Genomic DNA, 17,253 nt, shown 5'->3' with positions numbered 1-17,253 from the left:
TCTTCAGGCCGTGGCCGTCGAGACCTGTGCCGAGGTTTGGCCGAAGCGGCGCTCGCGGCTCTGGAACGCGGCGATGGCCTCGTCCAGCGCAGCCTCGTCGAATTCGGGCCACAGCTTGTCGCTGAAGAAGAGCTCGGCATAGGCACTTTGCCAGAGCAGGAAATTCGACAACCGTTGCTCGCCGCCGGTGCGGATGAACAGGTCGGGGTCGGGCACATGGGCCAGCGCCATCGCGCGGTCCATGTTCATCTCGGTCATTGGCAGGCCCTGCTCGGCGAGCTTGGCCGCGGCCTGGGCGATGTCCCAGCGCCCGCCGTAGTTGAAGCAGATGTTGAGCACGAGCCGCGTGTTGGGCGCGGTCGCCTCTTCGGCACTGACCAACCCGGCCACCAGCTTGGCGGACAGGCCGCCGCGTTCGCCGACGAAATGCAGCCGAACGCCATCGCGGCTCAGGCGCGGCACCTCGCGCGCCAGCGCGCCCACCATGAGCGACATCAAGCCGGAGACTTCTTCGGGCGGGCGATTCCAGTTCTCCGAAGAGAACGCAAACACGGTGAGAACACCCACGCCGCGGTCGGCGCAGGCCTTGACGCAGCGCCGCAGCGATTCGACGCCCTGCTTGTGCCCCGCCACGCGAGGCAGGAACCGCTTCGTCGCCCAACGGCCGTTGCCGTCCATGACGATGGCAACGTGGTGGGGAATGCTCGGCGGCGAAGAGGCCATGACGGGCCTCAAACGGCCATGATCTCCGCTTCTTTCGCCGCGACCAGGCGGTCGATTTCGGCGATATGGCGGTCGGTGACCTTCTGGATATCGGCTTCGGCGCGCTTCTGGTCGTCCTCGGACGCCAGCTTGTCCTTCACGAGCTTCTTGACCGACTCGTTCGCATCGCGACGCAGGTTGCGCGTGGCGACCTTGGCGGTTTCGCCTTCGTTGCGGACCAGCTTGGTCATTTCCTTGCGGCGCTCTTCGCTCATGGCGGGCAGCGGCACGCGGATCAGGTCGCCCATCGACGCGGGGTTCAGGCCCAAGTCGCTTTCGCGGATGGCCTTCTCGATCTTGGCGCCCATGCCTTTTTCCCAGGGCTGGACGCTGATGGTGCGCGAATCGAGCACCGACACGTTGGCCACCTGGCTCAGCGGCACCTGCGAGCCGTAGTACTCGACATGGATCGAGTCGAGCAGCGCCGAATTGGCGCGACCCGTGCGGATCTTGGTAAGGTTGTTCTGGAATGCGGCGAGCGACTGATTCATCTTCGCGTCGGTCGCACTGCGGATGTCTGCAATGGTCATCTCAAATACTCCTAGGCATGCACCAGCGTGCCTTCGTCCTCGCCCATCACGACGCGCTTGAGCGCGCCGCTCTTGAGAATCGAGAACACCTTGATCGGCAACTTCTGGTCGCGGCACAGCGCGAAGGCCGTGGCGTCCATGATGCCGAGATTCTTTGCGATCGCCTCGTCGAAACTGAGCGAGACGTAGCGCGTTGCATGGGGGTCGATCTTGGGGTCGGCGGAATAGACGCCGTCCACCTTGGTGGCCTTGAGCACCAGCTCGGCGCCGATCTCCGCACCGCGCAGCGCAGCCGCCGTGTCGGTGGTGAAGAACGGGTTGCCGGTACCGGCAGCGAACACCACGACCTTGCCCTCTTCGAGGTACTGCAGGGCCTTGGGACGCACATAGGGCTCGACCACCTGCTCGATCGCGATGGCGGACATCACGCGGGCCACGAGGCCCTGCTTGTCCATCGCGTCGGCAAGCGCCAGCGAGTTCATCACCGTGGCCAGCATGCCCATGTAGTCGGCCGTGGCGCGGTCCATGCCGACCGAGCCGCCCGCAACGCCGCGGAAGATGTTGCCGCCGCCGATCACGACCGCCACCTGGACGCCCATGTTCACGACCTCGGCCACGTCCTGCACCATGCGCACGATGGTCGCGCGGTTGATGCCGAAGGCGTCATCGCCCATCAGTGCCTCTCCCGACAGCTTCAACAAGATTCGCTTGTGGGCTGGGCGGGCATCAGACATGGGCAATTTCCTTTGGGGTTGGCGGTGACGAGTGTAAAACGTAGCGATGAAAAAACGACGGCACGCGAGCACGCGCCGTCGTTGGAAGCCTTATGGCTTAAGCAGCAGCCTTGGCTGCTGCGACTTGCGCGGCCACTTCGGCGGCGAAGTCGTCGACCTTCTTCTCGATGCCTTCGCCGACCACGTACAGCGTGAAGCCCTTGATCGAGGTGTTGGCGGCCTTGAGCATCTGCTCGACGGTCTGCTTGTCGTTCTTCACGAACGGCTGGTTGTGCAGCGAGACTTCCTTCAAGTACTTCTGCACGCCGCCTTCGATGCGCTTGGCAACGATGTCGGCCGGCTGCGGCTTCTTGCCTTCGGCTTCGGCCGTCTTGCGGTCTTCTTCGGCCTTGCCTGCGGCAACGGCGCGCTCTTTTTCGATCAGGTCGGCGGGCACGTCCGATGCCTGGATGGCGACCGGCTTCATGGCGGCGATGTGCATCGCGACGTCCTTGGCCGACGTGTCGTCGCCCTCGAACTCGACCATCACGCCGATGCGCGTGCCGTGCAGGTACGAAGCCAGCTTGCCATTGCCCGTGAAATGCTTGAAGCGGCGGAAGCTCATGTTCTCGCCGATCTTGCCGATCAGGCCCTTGCGCACGTCTTCGAGCGTGGGGCCGAAACCGTCCTGCTCGTAGGGCAGCGCACCCAGCGCGGCGATGTCGGCGGGATTGTTCTTGGCGACCAGCATCGCGGCAGCGTTGGCCAGGGCCAGGAAGCTGTCGTTCTTGGTGACGAAGTCGGTTTCGCAATTGATCTCGATCATGCCGCCGGCAGCGCCGTCGACGAAAGCCGTGACCACGCCCTCAGCCGTGATGCGGCCCGATGCCTTGCCAGCCTTGTTGCCGAGCTTGATGCGCAGCAGCTCTTCGGCCTTTTCCATGTTGCCGTCGGCCTCGGTCAGGGCCTTCTTGCATTCCATCATCGGCGCGTCGGTCTTTGCGCGCAGTTCGCCGACCATGCTTGCGGTGATTGCAGCCATTGTTGTATCTCCGTAAATCCAAAAATCAGGTTAAAAAAAAGGGGCACCAAAGCCCCTTCTTCAGGCTCGCGAAAGCGTCAATCAGGCCGAAGCGCTTTCTTCGACTTCGACGAATTCGTCGCTGCTGCCTTCGGCGATGGCCTTGACCACGTCACCGGTGGCGCTGTTGCGGCCTTCGATGATCGCGTCAGCGATGCCGCGTGCGTACAGCGTGACGGCCTTGGACGAGTCGTCGTTGCCAGGGATCACGTAGTCGATGCCTTCGGGCGAGTGGTTGGAGTCCACCACGCCGATCAGCGGAATGCCGAGCTTCTTGGCTTCGGCCACAGCGATCTTGTGGAAGCCCACGTCGATCACGAAGATGGCATCAGGCAATGCAGCCATGTCCTGGATGCCGCCGATGTCCTTTTCGAGCTTCGCGATTTCGCGCGAGAAGGTCAGCTGCTCCTTCTTGCTCAGGCTGTCGAGGCCGGCTTCTTGCTGGGCCTTCATGTCCTTCAGACGCTTGATCGAGGTCTTGACGGTCTTGAAGTTGGTCAGCATGCCGCCGAGCCAGCGGGTGTCGACGAAAGGCACGCCGGCGCGGCGGGCTTCCGCGGCGACGATTTCACGGGCCTGTCGCTTCGTGCCGACCATCAGGATCGTGCCGCGGTTGGCCGTGAGTTGCTTGGCGTACTTCATCGCGTCCTGGAACATCGGGAGCGACTTTTCCAGGTTGATGATGTGAATCTTGTTGCGATGGCCGAAGATGAACGGAGCCATCTTGGGGTTCCAGAAGCGGGTTTGGTGACCGAAATGGACACCGGCTTCCAGCATTTCGCGCATGGTGGTAGACATTAGAAATTACTCCAAAGGTTGGGTCTAAAATCCAGCCCGTTTTGTGCTCCTTTCGAATGGAGTCACAACACCTTGATTGGGCTGGTTTGCGGATGTGTTTGACTGGATGCAACGGGAGCCGTCGCTCGACCAGCGAAACCCAAAGAGTATAGCACGGCCGCAGCCCGTCTTTCCCCCTTGAAACCGAGCCGCCCACGGCACCCGCAGCCACCCATGAACGACCTTCACGCCGCCCGTCTCACCCTTCAGGCAGGTGGCTCCGATGCACGCACCGAAATGGAGCGCGCCATCGAAATCTCCCAGTCCCCGGCCTGCGCCCACGTTTTCACCCGCACGATGTTCGACGAGGCCCGCCGGGACGCCGCCAAGGCGAATCCCGAAAGCCGGCTCGCCGGACTCGCCTTCACTTCGAAGGACCTGTTCGACATCGCAGGCCAACCGACGCCCGCGGGGTCCGTCGTCCTGTCCCATGCACCGGCCGCCAAGGCGGACGCCGTCGCGGTGGCACGGCTCCATGCTGCGGGTGGCGTGCTCACGGGCCGCACCAACATGAGCGAGTTCGCCTTCTCGGGCGTGGGCGTCAATCCGCATCACGGTACGCCGGCCAACGTGAGCGACAAGGCCACCCCGCGCATCCCGGGCGGCTCCTCCTCGGGCGCGGCGATCTCGGTGGCCAGCGGCGCCGCCTTCATCGGACTGGGCTCCGACACGGGTGGCTCGATCCGCATCCCCGCCGCACTGAACGGCATCGTCGGCTTCAAGAACACGGCCCGCCTGGTGCCGGCCGACGGCGCGCTGCCGCTGTCGACCACGCTCGATACCGTCTGCGCCATGACGCGCTCTGTGCGCGATGCGATCACCGCGCACGAGATCCTCGCGGCGCGGCGCGTGACGGCCGGTACGGCCCCACTCGCCGCCTACAAGCTGGCCATTGTGAAGAACGTCTTCTTCGACGGCATCGAGCCCGTCGTGGCCACCGCCTTCGAGCGCACGCTGAAAACGCTTCGCGCCGCAGGCGCCCGCATCGAGGAAATCGAACTGCCCGAGTTGGCCGAGCTGCAATCCATCAATGCCACCGGCGGCTTTTCCGCGGCCGAGTCCCATGCCTGGCACCGCCTGCTGCTGGAGCGCAGCGGCGCAGGCTACGACCCGCGCGTGGCCCAGCGAATCCTGCGCGGCGCCACGATGAAGGCGCACGAGTACATCGACCTGCTCAACGCCCGCCGCGCCTGGATCACCCGCGTCGAAACGGCGCTTGCGCCCTTCGACGCGGCGCTCTCGCCGACCGTGCCCATCACCGCGCCATCCATCGCCAGCGTCGCGCCGGGCGCCGAGCGCGACGACGAATTCTTCCGCGTCAATGCGCTGCTGCTGCGCAACCCGTCGATCGTCAACATGCTCGACGGCTGCGCCATCTCGTTGCCCTGCCACGCCGCCGGCGAATTGCCGGTCGGTCTGATGCTGTGGCACGCCGCGCTGCATGATGACGCCGTGCTCGCCATCGCCCTGCAGGCGGAGCGGGCGCTGCAAAACCAATAGCTGTCCACGCCTCTTCACGGGCGTCAGCCGTCTCTCTTACCTCTGAAACATCAATGAAAATCGCGATCGTGGGCGCCGGCATCATCGGCGTCACCACCGCCTGGGAACTGGTCTCCGACGGCCATGAAGTGACCGTGTTCGAGCGCCGCGGCGCCGCGGCCGAAGAAGCGAGCTTCGCCAACGCCGGCGTCGTCGCGCCGGGCTACGTCACCCCGTGGGCCGCGCCGGGCATGCGCATGAAGGTGCTGCGCTCGCTGCTCTCCTCGCACGGCGCCATCAAGCTGCGCTGGCCGCTGGGCGCACGCGACCTCGGCTGGATGTCGCGCTGGCAGAAGGCCTGCAAGCTCGAGACCTACCTCGCCAACCGCGCCCGCATGCAGCGCCTCGCTTTCTACAGCCGCACCCGGCTGCACGAGGTGACCGAAGCGCGCGAGCTCAGCTACGAGCGCAGCGACGGCTACCTCGTGCTGCTGCGTTCCAAGCGCGACAAAAAGCTGATCCAGCCCGGCCTCGAAGTGCTGCGCACGGCCGGCAGCGTGTTTCGCGAAGTCGATGCCGACGAGGCCCGCCGGATCGAACCCGCGCTCAACACCGACACGCCACTGGCAGGCGCCATTCACCTGCCGGAAGACGAGGTCGCCAACTGCCGCCAGTTCGCGCTGCTGCTCAAGTGGGAGGCCGAGGCGCTCGGCGCGCAGTTTCATTTCAACTGCGACATCGCACCGCTCAGCCGCGCGGCGCCCACTTCGCTGTCGCTCGCCAGCGGCTCGGAGGCGCTGCGCTTCGACGCGGTGATCGTGTGCGCCGGCCTGGCCTCGGCCACACTGCTGCGCCCGCTGGGCCTGCGGATTCCGCTCGCACCGGTCTACGGCCACTCGGTCAGCGCGCCGGTGCGCGAGCCGCTCAATGCGCCGCGCAGCGCGGTGATGGACGAGCGCTACAAGGTCGCCATCTCGCGCCTGGGCCAGCGCGTGCGCGTGGCCGGCAGCGCCGAGATCGGCGGCTCGCTCGACACGATGAATCCGGCCGCGATCCAGACGCTCTACAAGGTGCTGCACGACTGGTTTCCAGGTGCGGCCACGCTGCAATCGGGCGTGCAGCAATGGAAAGGCGCACGGCCGATGCTTCCCGACGGCCCGCCGGTGCTGGGCGCCAGCGGCATCCCCGGCGTGTGGCTCAACCTCGGCCACGGCTCGAGTGGCTGGGCGCTGTCGTGTGGCAGCGCGCGCGTGCTGGGCGACCTGATCGGCGGACGCGACCCGGGCGTCGATCTCGAAGGCCTGGGCGTCGAACGGCTCAGTCTTTAGGACCCCACCGCCGCAGCACTTCGGGACTCGGCGGCTGTTCTACCGGCAGCTCGGGCTGCGCTGCCGGCCTGAGCTTCTGGGCGACCCACGCCAACAGCGCGGGCGCCACGAATGCAAAGAAGACAAGGCACAGCAGATCGGCACCCATCATCAGCCAACGCTGCGTGAAGGAAAGCCCCTCGACCGGCAAATCGAACCAGCGGATCACGCCGACGCCATAGGCGACACCTGCGACCCAGGCCAGATCGCGCAGCGGTACCCAGCGCTTCACCTCGGCCAGCAGGAAAGTGCCCCACACGAGGCCCAGCAAGCCGAGCGACCACACCATGCCAGCGATCCACGCCATCGTCGCGGCCAGGAAAAAGACGATCCCCGCAAGCAGCAGGACCAGCAGCCAGCCAAGGCTCTTGAGCTTCATCGGGCAATCATAGGGCGGCAAAATGGCTCGATGCACCGCATCACCTCCGCCACCGTCGCCGACCTGTTCGACATCGCGGCAACGCGCCGCATCGAGCAGGCCGCAGCCGCCGCCCTGCCCGCCCACACGTTGATGCAGCGCGCCGGCCTCGCCGTGGCGCGGCTCGCGATGGCGATCGCGCCGCATGCGCGCACGATCTGGATCGCCTGCGGGCCGGGCAACAACGGCGGCGACGGCTTCGAAGCCGCGGCGCAACTGCAGCACCGGGGCTTCATGCCAATCGTCACCTTCCTGGGCGACGAGAACAGGCTGCCGCCCGACGCGAAGGCATCGCTGCAGCGCGCCCGCGACGCCAGCGTCATCTTTGCGCAGAAGCCGCCCGCCGAATACGAGCTGGCGATCGATGCGCTGCTCGGCATCGGATCGACCCGGCCGCCCGAGGGCGTCATGGCCGAGTGGCTGCGCGAGATGGATGCAAAGGGCCAGCCGGTGCTCAGCGTCGATGTGCCCTCCGCACTGAACGCGGACACGGGCGTGTTGTCGGGCAGCACCGGAGCCCATGCGGACACGGCCCGCTTCTGCGTGACCTTCCTGACCCTGAAGCCCGGCCTCTTCACCGCGCATGGCCGCGATGCGGCGGGCACGGTGTGGTTCGACGACCTGGGCTGCGGCGGCACCGCCGAACCGCCGACCGCGCGCCTGCCAGGCGCCCCCAAAGTGCGGCCGCGCACCCACGCATCGCACAAGGGCAGCTACGGCGATGTCGCAGTGATCGGAGGGGCCTCGGGCATGGCGGGCGCCGCGTTGCTGGCTGGTTCGGCCGCGCTGCATGCGGGTGCTGGCCGAGTGTTCGTCGGGCTGCTCGATCCAAGCGCCGCACCGGTGGATACGGCACAACCCGAGCTGATGCTCCGGGACGCCAACGAGCTCGACCTCACAGGCATGACCGCAGTCTGTGGCTGCGGCGGTGGCACGGACGTTCGCTCGGTACTGCCGCGCGTGCTGGCGACGGCGGCTGCACTGGTGCTCGATGCCGACGCGCTCAACGCCATCGCGACCGACAGCGCGCTGCAAACGCAACTGGCATCACGCGCCGGGCGCGGAAGACCGACCGTGATCACGCCCCATCCGCTGGAAGCAGCGCGCCTCCTGGGCTGCACAGCCGGCGACATTCAAGCCGACCGGCTGGCAGCGGCACGCCAGCTCGCGTCGCGCTTCGGCGTCATCGCCGTGCTCAAGGGATCGGGGACGGTGATCGCCGACGACAGCAGCGCCGCGCGCGTTCTCAATCTCACGGGCAATGCGCGGCTCGCAACGGCCGGCACCGGCGATGTACTGGCCGGCATGATCGGCGCCGCGCTCGCAGCACAGCGACCGGCCTTTGAGGCGGCATGCGACGCCGTCTGGCGGCACGGCCAGATCGCCGACACCTGGCCGGCCGATGCGGCTCCACTCACGGCCGGCACGCTGGCACGCCAGGCGCCGGTCTGAAGACGCTCTAGCCGCGTCCGACGAAGGGCATCTTCGTCGCCATGATCGTGTGGAACAGCACGTTGGCTTCCAGCGGCAGGTTCGCCATGTAGAGCACCGACTGGCCCACGATCTTGACGTCGATCAGCGGCTCGATCGCGAGTTCGCCGTTTGCCTGCGGCACGCCCTTGGCCATGCGCGCAGCCAGCTCGGTCATCGCATTGCCCACGTCGACCTGGCCCACGGCGATGTCGTACTTGCGGCCATCGAGCGACGCGGTCTTGGTCAGACCTTCCACCGCATGCTTGGTTGCGGTGTATGCAATCGAGTTCGGACGCGGCGCGGTGGCCGAGATGGAGCCGTTGTTGATGATGCGGCCGCCCATCGGCACCTGAGCCTTCATCGTGCGGAAGGCCTGCTGGATGCAGAAGAACATGCCGGTGAGGTTGATGTCGACCACGCCCTGCCACTGCGCGGGCGTCCAGTCCTCGAACGGACCCGGCGGATTGCCCACGCCGGCGTTGTTGAACAGCAGGTCGACGCGGCCGTAGCGCTCCACCGTGGCGGCGAACAGCGACTGCACCGACTCCGCATTCGACACATCGGTCGGCACCGCGAAGGCGCGCGCACCGGCGCCCGACTCCTCGGCCACCTGCTCCAGCGGCTCGAGGCGGCGGCCCGCAAGGACCACGCTCCAGCCATCGCCCAGCAGCGCCAGCGCGGCGGCCCGGCCGATGCCGGTGCCCGCACCGGTGACGATCGCGATGCGGCCCTTGTTGTTGCTTTCAACGCTCATGCTCAATGTCTCCTTCTCGGCTTGTCTGTCGTATCGGTTTTATGGGGGTCATCCGCGGCGGGGTTTGCGCCCCTTCATCTTGTTGGCGGCCTTCTTGACCGCCGACTTGAAGGCCTGCATCGCCGACTGCGGCCCGGCGGCAACGGCAGCCGTGCTGCGCTCCGCCCGCTGATCGCTGGTGGCCGCCTCTGCCTTGTGGCGCGAACCGCGCTTGGCCGATGCCTTGACCGGCACGCCGCCGGATGCGGCACCCTTGTCCTTCATGGCGCGTGCCGTGAGGTCCTCGCCTTCGCGCACGAGGCGGAAGTCGATCTTGCGGCCGTCCAGGTCGACGCGGCTCACCTGCACCCGCACCCGCGTGCCGATGGCATAGCGAATGCCGGTGCGCTCGCCGCGCAGCTCTTGGCGCATCTCGTCGAACTTGAAGTATTCGCCGCCGAGCTCGGTGATGTGCACCAGGCCCTCGACGTACATCGCATCGAGCGTGACGAAGATGCCGAAGGTGGTGGCCGCAGTGACCACACCGCCGTATTCCTCGCCCAGGTGCTCGCGCATGTACTTGCACTTGAGCCAGGCCTCGACGTCGCGGCTGGCTTCGTCGGCGCGGCGTTCGTTGGCACTGCAATGCAGGCCCGCGGCTTCCCACGCCAGCACTTCCTTGGTAGGCGCAATGGTCGCCTTCTGCGGCTTGCTCGTCGGCGCCTTCACGCGCGAGGCGAGCCGCTTGGCCAGCTTGGCATGCGCCTCGCCCGGAGTCGGCAGCATCGGCAGCTGGTAGCGCGTCTTGGTGAGGATCGCCTTGATCACGCGGTGCACCAGCAGGTCGGGGTAGCGACGGATCGGGCTGGTGAAATGCGTGTACGCCTCGTAGGCCAGGCCGAAGTGGCCGCTGTTGAACGGCGTGTAGATCGCCTGCTGCATCGAGCGCAGCAGCATGGTGTGGATCTGCTGCGCGTCGGGGCGCTCCTTGGTGGCTTCGGCAATCGCCTGGAACTCACCCGGCTTCGGATCGTCGGTGATCGTGAGGCCCACGCCCATGGCCTTGAGGTAGCCGCGCAGGATCTCTTTCTTCTCCGGCGTCGGGCCTTCATGCACGCGGAACAGGCCCGGATGCTTGCCTTCGGCGATGAAGTCGGCGCTGCAGACGTTGGCCGCGAGCATCGCTTCTTCGATGAGGCGGTGCGCTTCGTTGCGCGTGCGCGGCACGATCTTCTCGATGCGGCCGGCGTCGTCGCAGATGATCTGCGTCTCGGTGGTTTCGAAGTCGACCGCACCGCGCTTGCCGCGCTGCTTGAGCAGCGCCTTGTAGACATCGGCGAGGTTCAGCAGGTCCTTGACGCGGTCCTTGCGTTTCGCAGCTTCCGGGCCACGCGTGTTGCCCAGGATCGCGGCCACTTCGGTGTACGTGAAGCGCGCATGGCTGAACATCACGGCCGGGTAGAACTGGTACGCGTAGATCTCGCCATCGGCGGCCACGAGCATGTCGCACACCATGCACAGGCGCTCGACCTCGGGGTTCAGCGAGCACAGGCCGTTCGACAGCTTCTCGGGCAGCATCGGGATGACGCGGCGCGGAAAGTAGACGCTGGTGGCGCGATCGTAGGCGTCGATGTCGATCGCCGAGCCGGTCTGCACATAGGCGCTGACGTCGGCGATCGCGACCAGCAGGCGCCAGCCCTTGCCGCGGCCCACCTTGGCGGGCTCGCAGTACACGGCATCGTCGAAGTCGCGGGCGTCTTCGCCGTCGATGGTGACGAGCGGGATGTCGGTGAGGTCGACGCGGCCCTTCTTGTCGGCGGGGCGGACCTTCTCGGGCAAGGCCTTGGCCTCGGCCAGGCATTCCGCGGAAAACTCGTGCGGCACGCCGTACTTGCGCACGGCGATCTCGATCTCCATGCCAGGGTCGTCGATCTCGCCCAGCACTTCTCTCACGCGGCCCACGGGCTGACCGAACAGGGCCGGCGGCTCGGTGAGCTGCACCACGACCACCTGGCCCACCTTGGCAGGGCCGGTCGCGCCCTTGGGAATCAGGACGTCCTGCCCATAGCGCTTGTCTTCAGGGGCTACGAGCCAGATGCCGCCTTCATGCAACAGGCGGCCGATGATCGGCTGCTCGGGACGCTCGACGATCTCGACCACGCGTCCTTCGGGACGACCGCGGCGGTCCTGCCGCACGACGCGCGCCTTGACGCGATCCTTGTGCAACACCGCGCGCATCTCGTTCGGGGGCAGGTAGATGTCTGCCTCGCCGTCATCGCGTTGCACGAAGCCGTGACCGTCGCGATGTCCTTGAACAGTGCCTTCGAATTCGTCCAGCAAGCCGCTGGAATTGACATTATTTTTGATATGATCTCCTTCTTTCCTGAAATTCAAAACGTACTTGCTTTTGCAGGTATGTGGGCCCAGATGGCGGAATTGGTAGACGCACTAGTTTCAGGTACTAGCGAGTAACATCGTGGAGGTTCGAGTCCTCTTCTGGGCACCAAGTTTAAACAGACCCTCACCGGGTCTTTCGATTCAAGCCACCGGTCTCCGGTGGCTTTTTTCTTGCCTGCTCGCGTTCGAGCCGGCATCGAAGAACCCACGAATTCCTTCGTCGCAACGAAATTGCTGCGTTCGATTTGATATACTCGTGGGCTTTCCTGAAATGCCCAGATGGCGGAATTGGTAGACGCACTAGTTTCAGGTACTAGCGAGTAACATCGTGGAGGTTCGAGTCCTCTTCTGGGCACCAAAATCAAGCAGACCCCTACCAGGTCTTTCGAATGAAGCCACCGGCATCCGGTGGCTTTTTTCTTGCCTGTTCGAATCATCAAATCGGCAATGCGATCAGGTCATGGCCCTCGGCGCCGACGATGCGCGCGCGAGTGAACTCACCGACCTTCAGCGTCTTGCTGATCTTCTCGGGCGGCAGCAGCCGCACGGTGCCGTCGATCTCCGGCGCATCGGCGTAGGTGCGCCCCACGCCGCCCTTGCGCCCCATGCCCGGCGCGGAATCGACCAGCACCTGCATCGTTGCGCCGATGCGGCGCTGCAGCTTGGCGATCGACACGGCTTCGGCCACTTCCATGAAGCGGGCGCGACGCGCTTCGCGCTCGGCCTCGGGCAGCATGCCCGGGATGTCGTTGGCGGTCGCGCCTTCGACCGGGCTGTAGGCAAAGCAACCGGCGCGGTCGATCTCGGCCTCGCGGATGAAGTCGAGCAGATGCTCGAACTCCTGCTCCGTCTCGCCGGGGAAGCCGGCGATGAAAGTGCTGCGGATCACGAGTTCCGGGCACACCTCGCGCCAACGCGCGAGCCGCTCCAGGTTCTTCTCGCCACTGGCCGGACGCTTCATGCGCTTGAGCACATCGGGATGGCTGTGCTGCAGCGGCACGTCGAGGTAAGGCAACACCTGGCCGCTCGCCATCAACGGGATGATCTCGTCCACGCTCGGGTACGGGTACACATAGTGCAAGCGGACCCAGGCACCGTAAGGCTCGGCGATTTCACCGAGCGTACGCACCAGCTCGAGCATGCGGGTCTTGACCGGCTTGCCGTCCCAGAAGCCGGTGCGGTACTTCACGTCGACGCCGTAGGCGGAAGTGTCCTGGCTGATCACCAGCAGTTCCTTCACGCCACCTTCGAACAGGGCCTTGGCCTCGCCGAGCACATCGCCCACGGGCCGCGACACGAGGTCGCCGCGCATCGACGGGATGATGCAGAAGGTGCAGCGGTGGTTGCAGCCTTCGCTGATCTTCAGGTATGCATAGTGGCGCGGTGTCAGCTTGAGGCCGGCGATGCCGAAATTGTTCGGCACCAGGTCGATGAAGGGATCGTGCGGCTTGGGCAGGTTGGCATGCACCGCATCCATCACTTCCTGCGTGGCGTGGGGTCCGGTCACAGCCAGCACACTCGGGTGCATCTGGCGCACCAGGTTGCCGCCCTGGTCGCCGGTCTTGGCGCCCAAGCAGCCGGTGACGATCACGCGGCCGTTCTCGGCCAGCGCTTCACCGATGGTGTCCAGGCTCTCCTTCACGGCATCGTCGATGAAGCCGCAGGTGTTGACGATCACCAGATCGGCACCTTCGAAAGTCTTGGAGGTCTGGTAACCCTCTGCGCTCAGCCGGGTCAGGATCAGTTCGGAATCTGTCAGGGCCTTGGGGCAGCCCAGGCTCACAAAACCGACCTTGGGGGCGGTCGACGTGGTCGTTCGTTCGGGGGAGGCAACTTCGCTCATATCCCTCTATTGTCCCAGCTATCGGTGACAGCCGGGCAATCATTGGGCAAGCCCCGCCTTCGCGCGGCCCGGAGGCGCTCAGGGACGCTTGATGCCAAAGGCCCCCAGAACCTGCTCGGTATTTTTCTGCATCTGCTCCTGCATCTGCAGGAAGACGTTCTTGGATTGCTCGACGTAATTGCCCATGAGGCCCTGGAGCATCGGCGACTGCATCGTCATGAATTTCGACCACATCTCGGGCGTCAGCCCCTCGGCCTTGTCGGCGAGTTGGGCCTGCACTTCAGTCATGGCCTGGATGTTCTTCTCGAGGTACGGCCCCATGTAGCCCTGCATCGCCTGGCCGTAGAAACGGATGATGTTGGCCAGCACCTGCTCGGTGAACATCGGCGCCCCGCCCGCCTCTTCTTCCAGGATGATCTGCAGCAGGATGCTGCGCGTGAGGTCGTCGCCGGTCTTGGCATCGCGCACCACGAACTGGGCATTCTGGATGACCAGCTGCTTCACCTCGGTCAGCGTGATGTACGTGGATGTCTCGGTGTCGTAGAGCCTTCGGTTGGGGTACTTCTTGATCACACGCTGTACCGGCTTGACCCCGGACTTCTTGCTCTGCACTGCGGACTCCTTCACATGGACGCCCATGTCATCGGACGATTCTAGGGAGCGGTTTTGCTGCATCGCGACAAGGTTTACCCTGACCGCGCGCTGCACTTCAGCCCCGCGATGTCGCGTACTCGGCACCGCATGCGTGGCAGGCGGCTGTTTCGGGGCGCTCTTCGGTCGTCTCGCGAAAGCGAAGCGGGCTCTTGTGACCATAGACCACCCAGCAACGCGGGCAGTGCTCCTGCCCGACGGTCGGCAGATAAGCGCGAGCACGCTGTTCGGCGCGCTCTTCGGTCACCGCCACGCCTTGTCGGAGGGCTCGCGCCACTTCGCGCGCTGCCATGGTGTCGGTGCGGCCGCCCGCATGGTCGTTGATGCCATAGACCGCGCGCGCAAACTCGATGGGCGCCTGGCGCAACAGCGCAGCAACGCGCATGTCGGCATGAGCCCGATCAACCAGCGCTGATCGCGTATTCATCGGATCGCTTGTCAAGAAATTGGGGATGGGATTGCAGAGCGGCCAAGGTAGCACAACAAGATGGCCATGGTCTTTTTCTGCATCACCACAAGGGACGATTGAAACACCGGGGAACCCGGTGAAAGCTCTGTTCAACAGACCCGGTGGTTGGCCGGAAGTTGGAACAGAAATTGGTAGGCGCGATTGGACTCGAACCAACGACCCCCACCATGTCAAGGTGGTGCTCTAACCAGCTGAGCTACGCGCCTAAGGATGTGTCCGAGAAGCAGCTATTGTAGCAGGAGAAAACACGCTTTTCAGCGACGACGTGCAGATCGCACACCAACAACTGCAGTGACGATGCCGAGCACCTGCGTCAGCCGTGCCGCATCGGCGATTTCCACGGTGAACGTCATCCACGCCGTGCCCTTCACCGACTGCGTCTGCACCCCGATCACGTTCATCTTTTCTCGAGCGAACACATCGGAGATGTCACGCAGCAGGCCCTGGCGATCGGCTGCTTCGACGGCCACGTCGACCGCGTACACCGGCGCATCGCCGCCCTTCTTCGTCGCGCCCCATTCGACATCGATCACGCGCTCGCCATCGCGCGTGGCCATCGTGCGGAAGTTGCTGCAATCGCTGCGATGCACGCTGACGCCGTGGCCGCGCGTCACGAAGCCGCTGATGGCATCGGGCGGCGCGGGCTTGCAGCACTTGGCGAGCTGCGTCATCAGCGACGACACGCCCACCACCAGCACGCCGCCCTTGCCGGACTTCTCGCTGCCGCGCGCCTTCTTGATCTGCACCCCATCGTCGGGATTCGGTGCCGGTTCCGGCGGACGCAGCAGCGTCTCGATGTTGCGCAGCGAAAACTCGTCCTTGCCCACCACCTCGAACAGATGGTCCGCCGACTTGAAGCCGAGCTGCGACGCCAGGTCCTCGAGCCGCATGGCCGTCTTGCCTTCGCGCTGCAGCAGCTTTTCGACCGCTTCGCGTCCGCGTGCGACGGTCTCATGCGTGATCTGTGCGTTGAACCACGCGCGCACCTTGGCGCGTGCACGGTGGCTCGCCAGATAACCCAGTTCGGCATTGAGCCAATCGCGCGACGGGCCGCCTTCCTTGGCCGCAATGATCTCCACCGTCTGTCCGTTCGACAGCGGCGTGTTGAGCGGCACCATCGCGCCATCGACACGCGCACCGCGGCAGCGATGGCCCAGCGTGGTGTGCACTGTGTAGGCAAAGTCCACCGGCGTCGCGCCCTGCGGCAGTTCGACGATGGCCGCATCGGGCGTGAGCACATAGATGCGGTCGTCGAACAGGCCCTGCCCCTGCAGGCCACCCGAGAGATCGCGCTCCCAAGCGAGCAGTTGGCGCAGCACCGCGATCTTCGCGTCGTACTCGCCGCTCGCCCAGACGCCCGCATAGCCCTTGTGCCCTGCTTCCTTGTAGGCCCAGTGCGCGGCCACGCCATGCTCGGCGTGATCGTGCATCTCTTCGGTGCGAATCTGGATCTCGATTGGCTTGCCCGGCTTGCCATCGACCAGCTCACGCACCACGGTGTGCAGCGACTGGTAGCCGTTCGGCTTGGGCCGTGCGATGTAGTCGTCGAACTCCTCGTCGATCGGCTGGAAATGCGTGTGCACCCAGGCCAGTGCCGCATAGCAGTCCTTCACGTCCGCCACCACCACGCGCAGCGCAAGGATGTCGAACACCTGCGCGAAGTCGAGCGACTTGCCGCGCATCTTCTTGACGATGCTGTAGATGTTCTTGGGCCGCCCCTGCACCGTGGCGTGCACGCCTTCGGCCTGCAGTTCTTGTTCGAGCTGCGAGCGCAATTGCTCGACGTGGCCTTCGCGCTCGATGCGCTTCTCGTCGAGCAGGCGCGCAATCAGCTTGTAGGTTTCAGGTTCGATGAAGCGGAACGAAAGATCCTCGATCTCCCACTTCACCTGCCAGATGCCCAGGCGGTTGGCCAGCGGCGCAAACACCTGCAGCGACTCGCGCGCCACGCTCTCGGGCGCCGGCTGCTTGCTCGCCGCCGCATGGCGCAAGGTCTGCAGGCGAGAGGCAAGCCGCAGCATCACGACGCGCAGATCGCGCGAGAACGCCAGCAGCATCTTGCGCACGTTCTCGGTCTGCGCGCCGGCGCCTTCGATGTGATGGCCCTGCGAGGCCGAGCGTGCCTGCTCCTGCACGCGCACCAGCTTGGTGGTCTCGACCGCGAGCGCCGCGAAGTTGTCGCCGAACACCTTGGCGATCACCTCCTGCGGGCGGTTCAGGTGCTGGCACGAATAGACGAGATAGCTCGCCGCCTGCATCGCCTCGGAGCCGCCCATCTTCGCGACGATGGCCGCGACCGCATCCGCATGCGCCAGCGTGTTCTCGCCGGTGTCGAGCTTTTCATCGGCGATCAGCGGCTCGGCGAACGCACGCGCGCGGGCGAGCATGTTCTCGATCACCGGCGTGCGGTCGGCCGTTGCCGCGGACAACGGATAGTCGACCACGGCGGTATCGGACAAGGGTGCCGTCTGCAGGCTCGAGGACTCGCGCTTCACGCTTC

15 protein-coding genes and 3 tRNA genes are annotated in these 17,253 nt (G+C 65.4%); 5 read left to right on the top strand and 13 right to left on the bottom strand.

Annotated features, from left to right (window positions below; all coding sequences use genetic code 11):
- Window positions 1-3 precede the first annotated feature (3 nt).
- The 5 genes from uppS to rpsB form a co-directional block, all read right to left on the bottom strand.
- Window positions 4-723, bottom strand: a complete 720-nt coding sequence (gene uppS / locus GNX71_RS14905; RefSeq protein ID WP_206179020.1) for a polyprenyl diphosphate synthase — start codon at window positions 721-723, stop codon at window positions 4-6.
- Window positions 724-731: 8 nt separating this feature from the next.
- Entirely contained in the window at window positions 732-1,292 is a 561-nt protein-coding gene (gene frr, locus GNX71_RS14900) for a ribosome recycling factor (RefSeq protein ID WP_206179019.1), read from the bottom strand.
- Window positions 1,293-1,303: 11 nt separating this feature from the next.
- A complete protein-coding gene (gene pyrH, locus GNX71_RS14895; RefSeq protein ID WP_206179018.1) occupies window positions 1,304-2,026 on the bottom strand; it encodes a UMP kinase in 723 nt (240 codons plus the stop codon).
- Between the two features lie 97 nt (window positions 2,027-2,123).
- Window positions 2,124-3,047, bottom strand: a complete 924-nt coding sequence (gene tsf, locus GNX71_RS14890) for a translation elongation factor Ts (RefSeq protein ID WP_206179017.1) — start codon at window positions 3,045-3,047, stop codon at window positions 2,124-2,126.
- Window positions 3,048-3,128: 81 nt separating this feature from the next.
- Window positions 3,129-3,884, bottom strand: a complete 756-nt coding sequence (gene rpsB, locus GNX71_RS14885; RefSeq protein ID WP_176657750.1) for a 30S ribosomal protein S2 — start codon at window positions 3,882-3,884, stop codon at window positions 3,129-3,131.
- Window positions 3,885-4,097: 213 nt separating this feature from the next.
- Here rpsB and GNX71_RS14880 point away from each other — a divergent pair, with 213 nt between their 5' ends.
- Together GNX71_RS14880 and GNX71_RS14875 are read left to right on the top strand one after the other, a co-directional pair.
- Window positions 4,098-5,423, top strand: a complete 1,326-nt coding sequence (locus tag GNX71_RS14880) for an amidase (protein ID WP_206179016.1) — start codon at window positions 4,098-4,100, stop codon at window positions 5,421-5,423.
- Window positions 5,424-5,476: 53 nt separating this feature from the next.
- Entirely contained in the window at window positions 5,477-6,730 is a 1,254-nt protein-coding gene (locus GNX71_RS14875; protein ID WP_206179015.1) for a D-amino acid dehydrogenase, read from the top strand.
- Here GNX71_RS14875 and GNX71_RS14870 read toward each other — a convergent pair.
- Complete coding sequence (locus tag GNX71_RS14870) at window positions 6,720-7,148, bottom strand: hypothetical protein (protein WP_206179014.1); 429 nt, start codon at window positions 7,146-7,148, stop codon at window positions 6,720-6,722. The two genes, GNX71_RS14875 and GNX71_RS14870, sit on opposite strands and share 11 nt — an antisense overlap.
- Window positions 7,149-7,178: 30 nt before the next feature.
- Between GNX71_RS14870 and GNX71_RS14865 the strand changes: the two genes are divergently transcribed.
- On the top strand, window positions 7,179-8,639 hold the full coding sequence (locus GNX71_RS14865; protein WP_206179013.1) for an NAD(P)H-hydrate dehydratase: 1,461 nt from the start codon (window positions 7,179-7,181) through the stop codon (window positions 8,637-8,639).
- 7 nt (window positions 8,640-8,646) lie between these two features.
- Here the strand turns inward: GNX71_RS14865 and GNX71_RS14860 are convergent, their stop codons facing one another.
- Both GNX71_RS14860 and rnr read right to left on the bottom strand, forming a co-directional pair.
- On the bottom strand, window positions 8,647-9,414 hold the full coding sequence (locus GNX71_RS14860) for an SDR family oxidoreductase (protein ID WP_176657755.1): 768 nt from the start codon (window positions 9,412-9,414) through the stop codon (window positions 8,647-8,649).
- A 48-nt stretch (window positions 9,415-9,462) separates the two neighbouring features.
- Complete coding sequence (gene rnr, locus GNX71_RS14855) at window positions 9,463-11,760, bottom strand: ribonuclease R (protein WP_206179494.1); 2,298 nt, start codon at window positions 11,758-11,760, stop codon at window positions 9,463-9,465.
- A gap of 54 nt (window positions 11,761-11,814) precedes the next feature.
- Between rnr and GNX71_RS14850 the strand changes: the two genes are divergently transcribed.
- A tRNA-Leu gene (locus GNX71_RS14850) sits at window positions 11,815-11,899 on the top strand.
- 164 nt (window positions 11,900-12,063) lie between these two features.
- Window positions 12,064-12,148 (top strand) — tRNA-Leu (locus GNX71_RS14845).
- 78 nt (window positions 12,149-12,226) lie between these two features.
- On the opposite strand, the gene rimO is transcribed toward GNX71_RS14845, so the two are convergent.
- From rimO to GNX71_RS14820, 5 genes are all read right to left on the bottom strand, one after another.
- Complete coding sequence (gene rimO, locus GNX71_RS14840) at window positions 12,227-13,633, bottom strand: 30S ribosomal protein S12 methylthiotransferase RimO (RefSeq protein ID WP_198787565.1); 1,407 nt, start codon at window positions 13,631-13,633, stop codon at window positions 12,227-12,229.
- Between the two features lie 78 nt (window positions 13,634-13,711).
- A complete protein-coding gene (phaR, locus tag GNX71_RS14835; RefSeq protein ID WP_013541748.1) occupies window positions 13,712-14,272 on the bottom strand; it encodes a polyhydroxyalkanoate synthesis repressor PhaR in 561 nt (186 codons plus the stop codon).
- Window positions 14,273-14,342: 70 nt separating this feature from the next.
- Window positions 14,343-14,711 carry a hypothetical protein gene (locus GNX71_RS14830; RefSeq protein ID WP_241027274.1) on the bottom strand — a complete coding sequence of 123 codons (369 nt, stop codon included), beginning with the start codon at window positions 14,709-14,711 and terminating at the stop codon, window positions 14,343-14,345.
- A gap of 171 nt (window positions 14,712-14,882) precedes the next feature.
- Window positions 14,883-14,959: transfer RNA gene (locus tag GNX71_RS14825), tRNA-Val, on the bottom strand.
- 48 nt (window positions 14,960-15,007) lie between these two features.
- Window positions 15,008-17,197 carry a bifunctional (p)ppGpp synthetase/guanosine-3',5'-bis(diphosphate) 3'-pyrophosphohydrolase gene (locus GNX71_RS14820; RefSeq protein WP_241027320.1) on the bottom strand — a complete coding sequence of 730 codons (2,190 nt, stop codon included), beginning with the start codon at window positions 17,195-17,197 and terminating at the stop codon, window positions 15,008-15,010.
- Window positions 17,198-17,253 lie beyond the last annotated feature (56 nt).

This window comes from Variovorax sp. RKNM96, assembly GCF_017161115.1.
Lineage (GTDB): Bacteria > Pseudomonadota > Gammaproteobacteria > Burkholderiales > Burkholderiaceae_C > Variovorax.
This window is presented reverse-complemented; position numbering and strand designations above follow the sequence as displayed.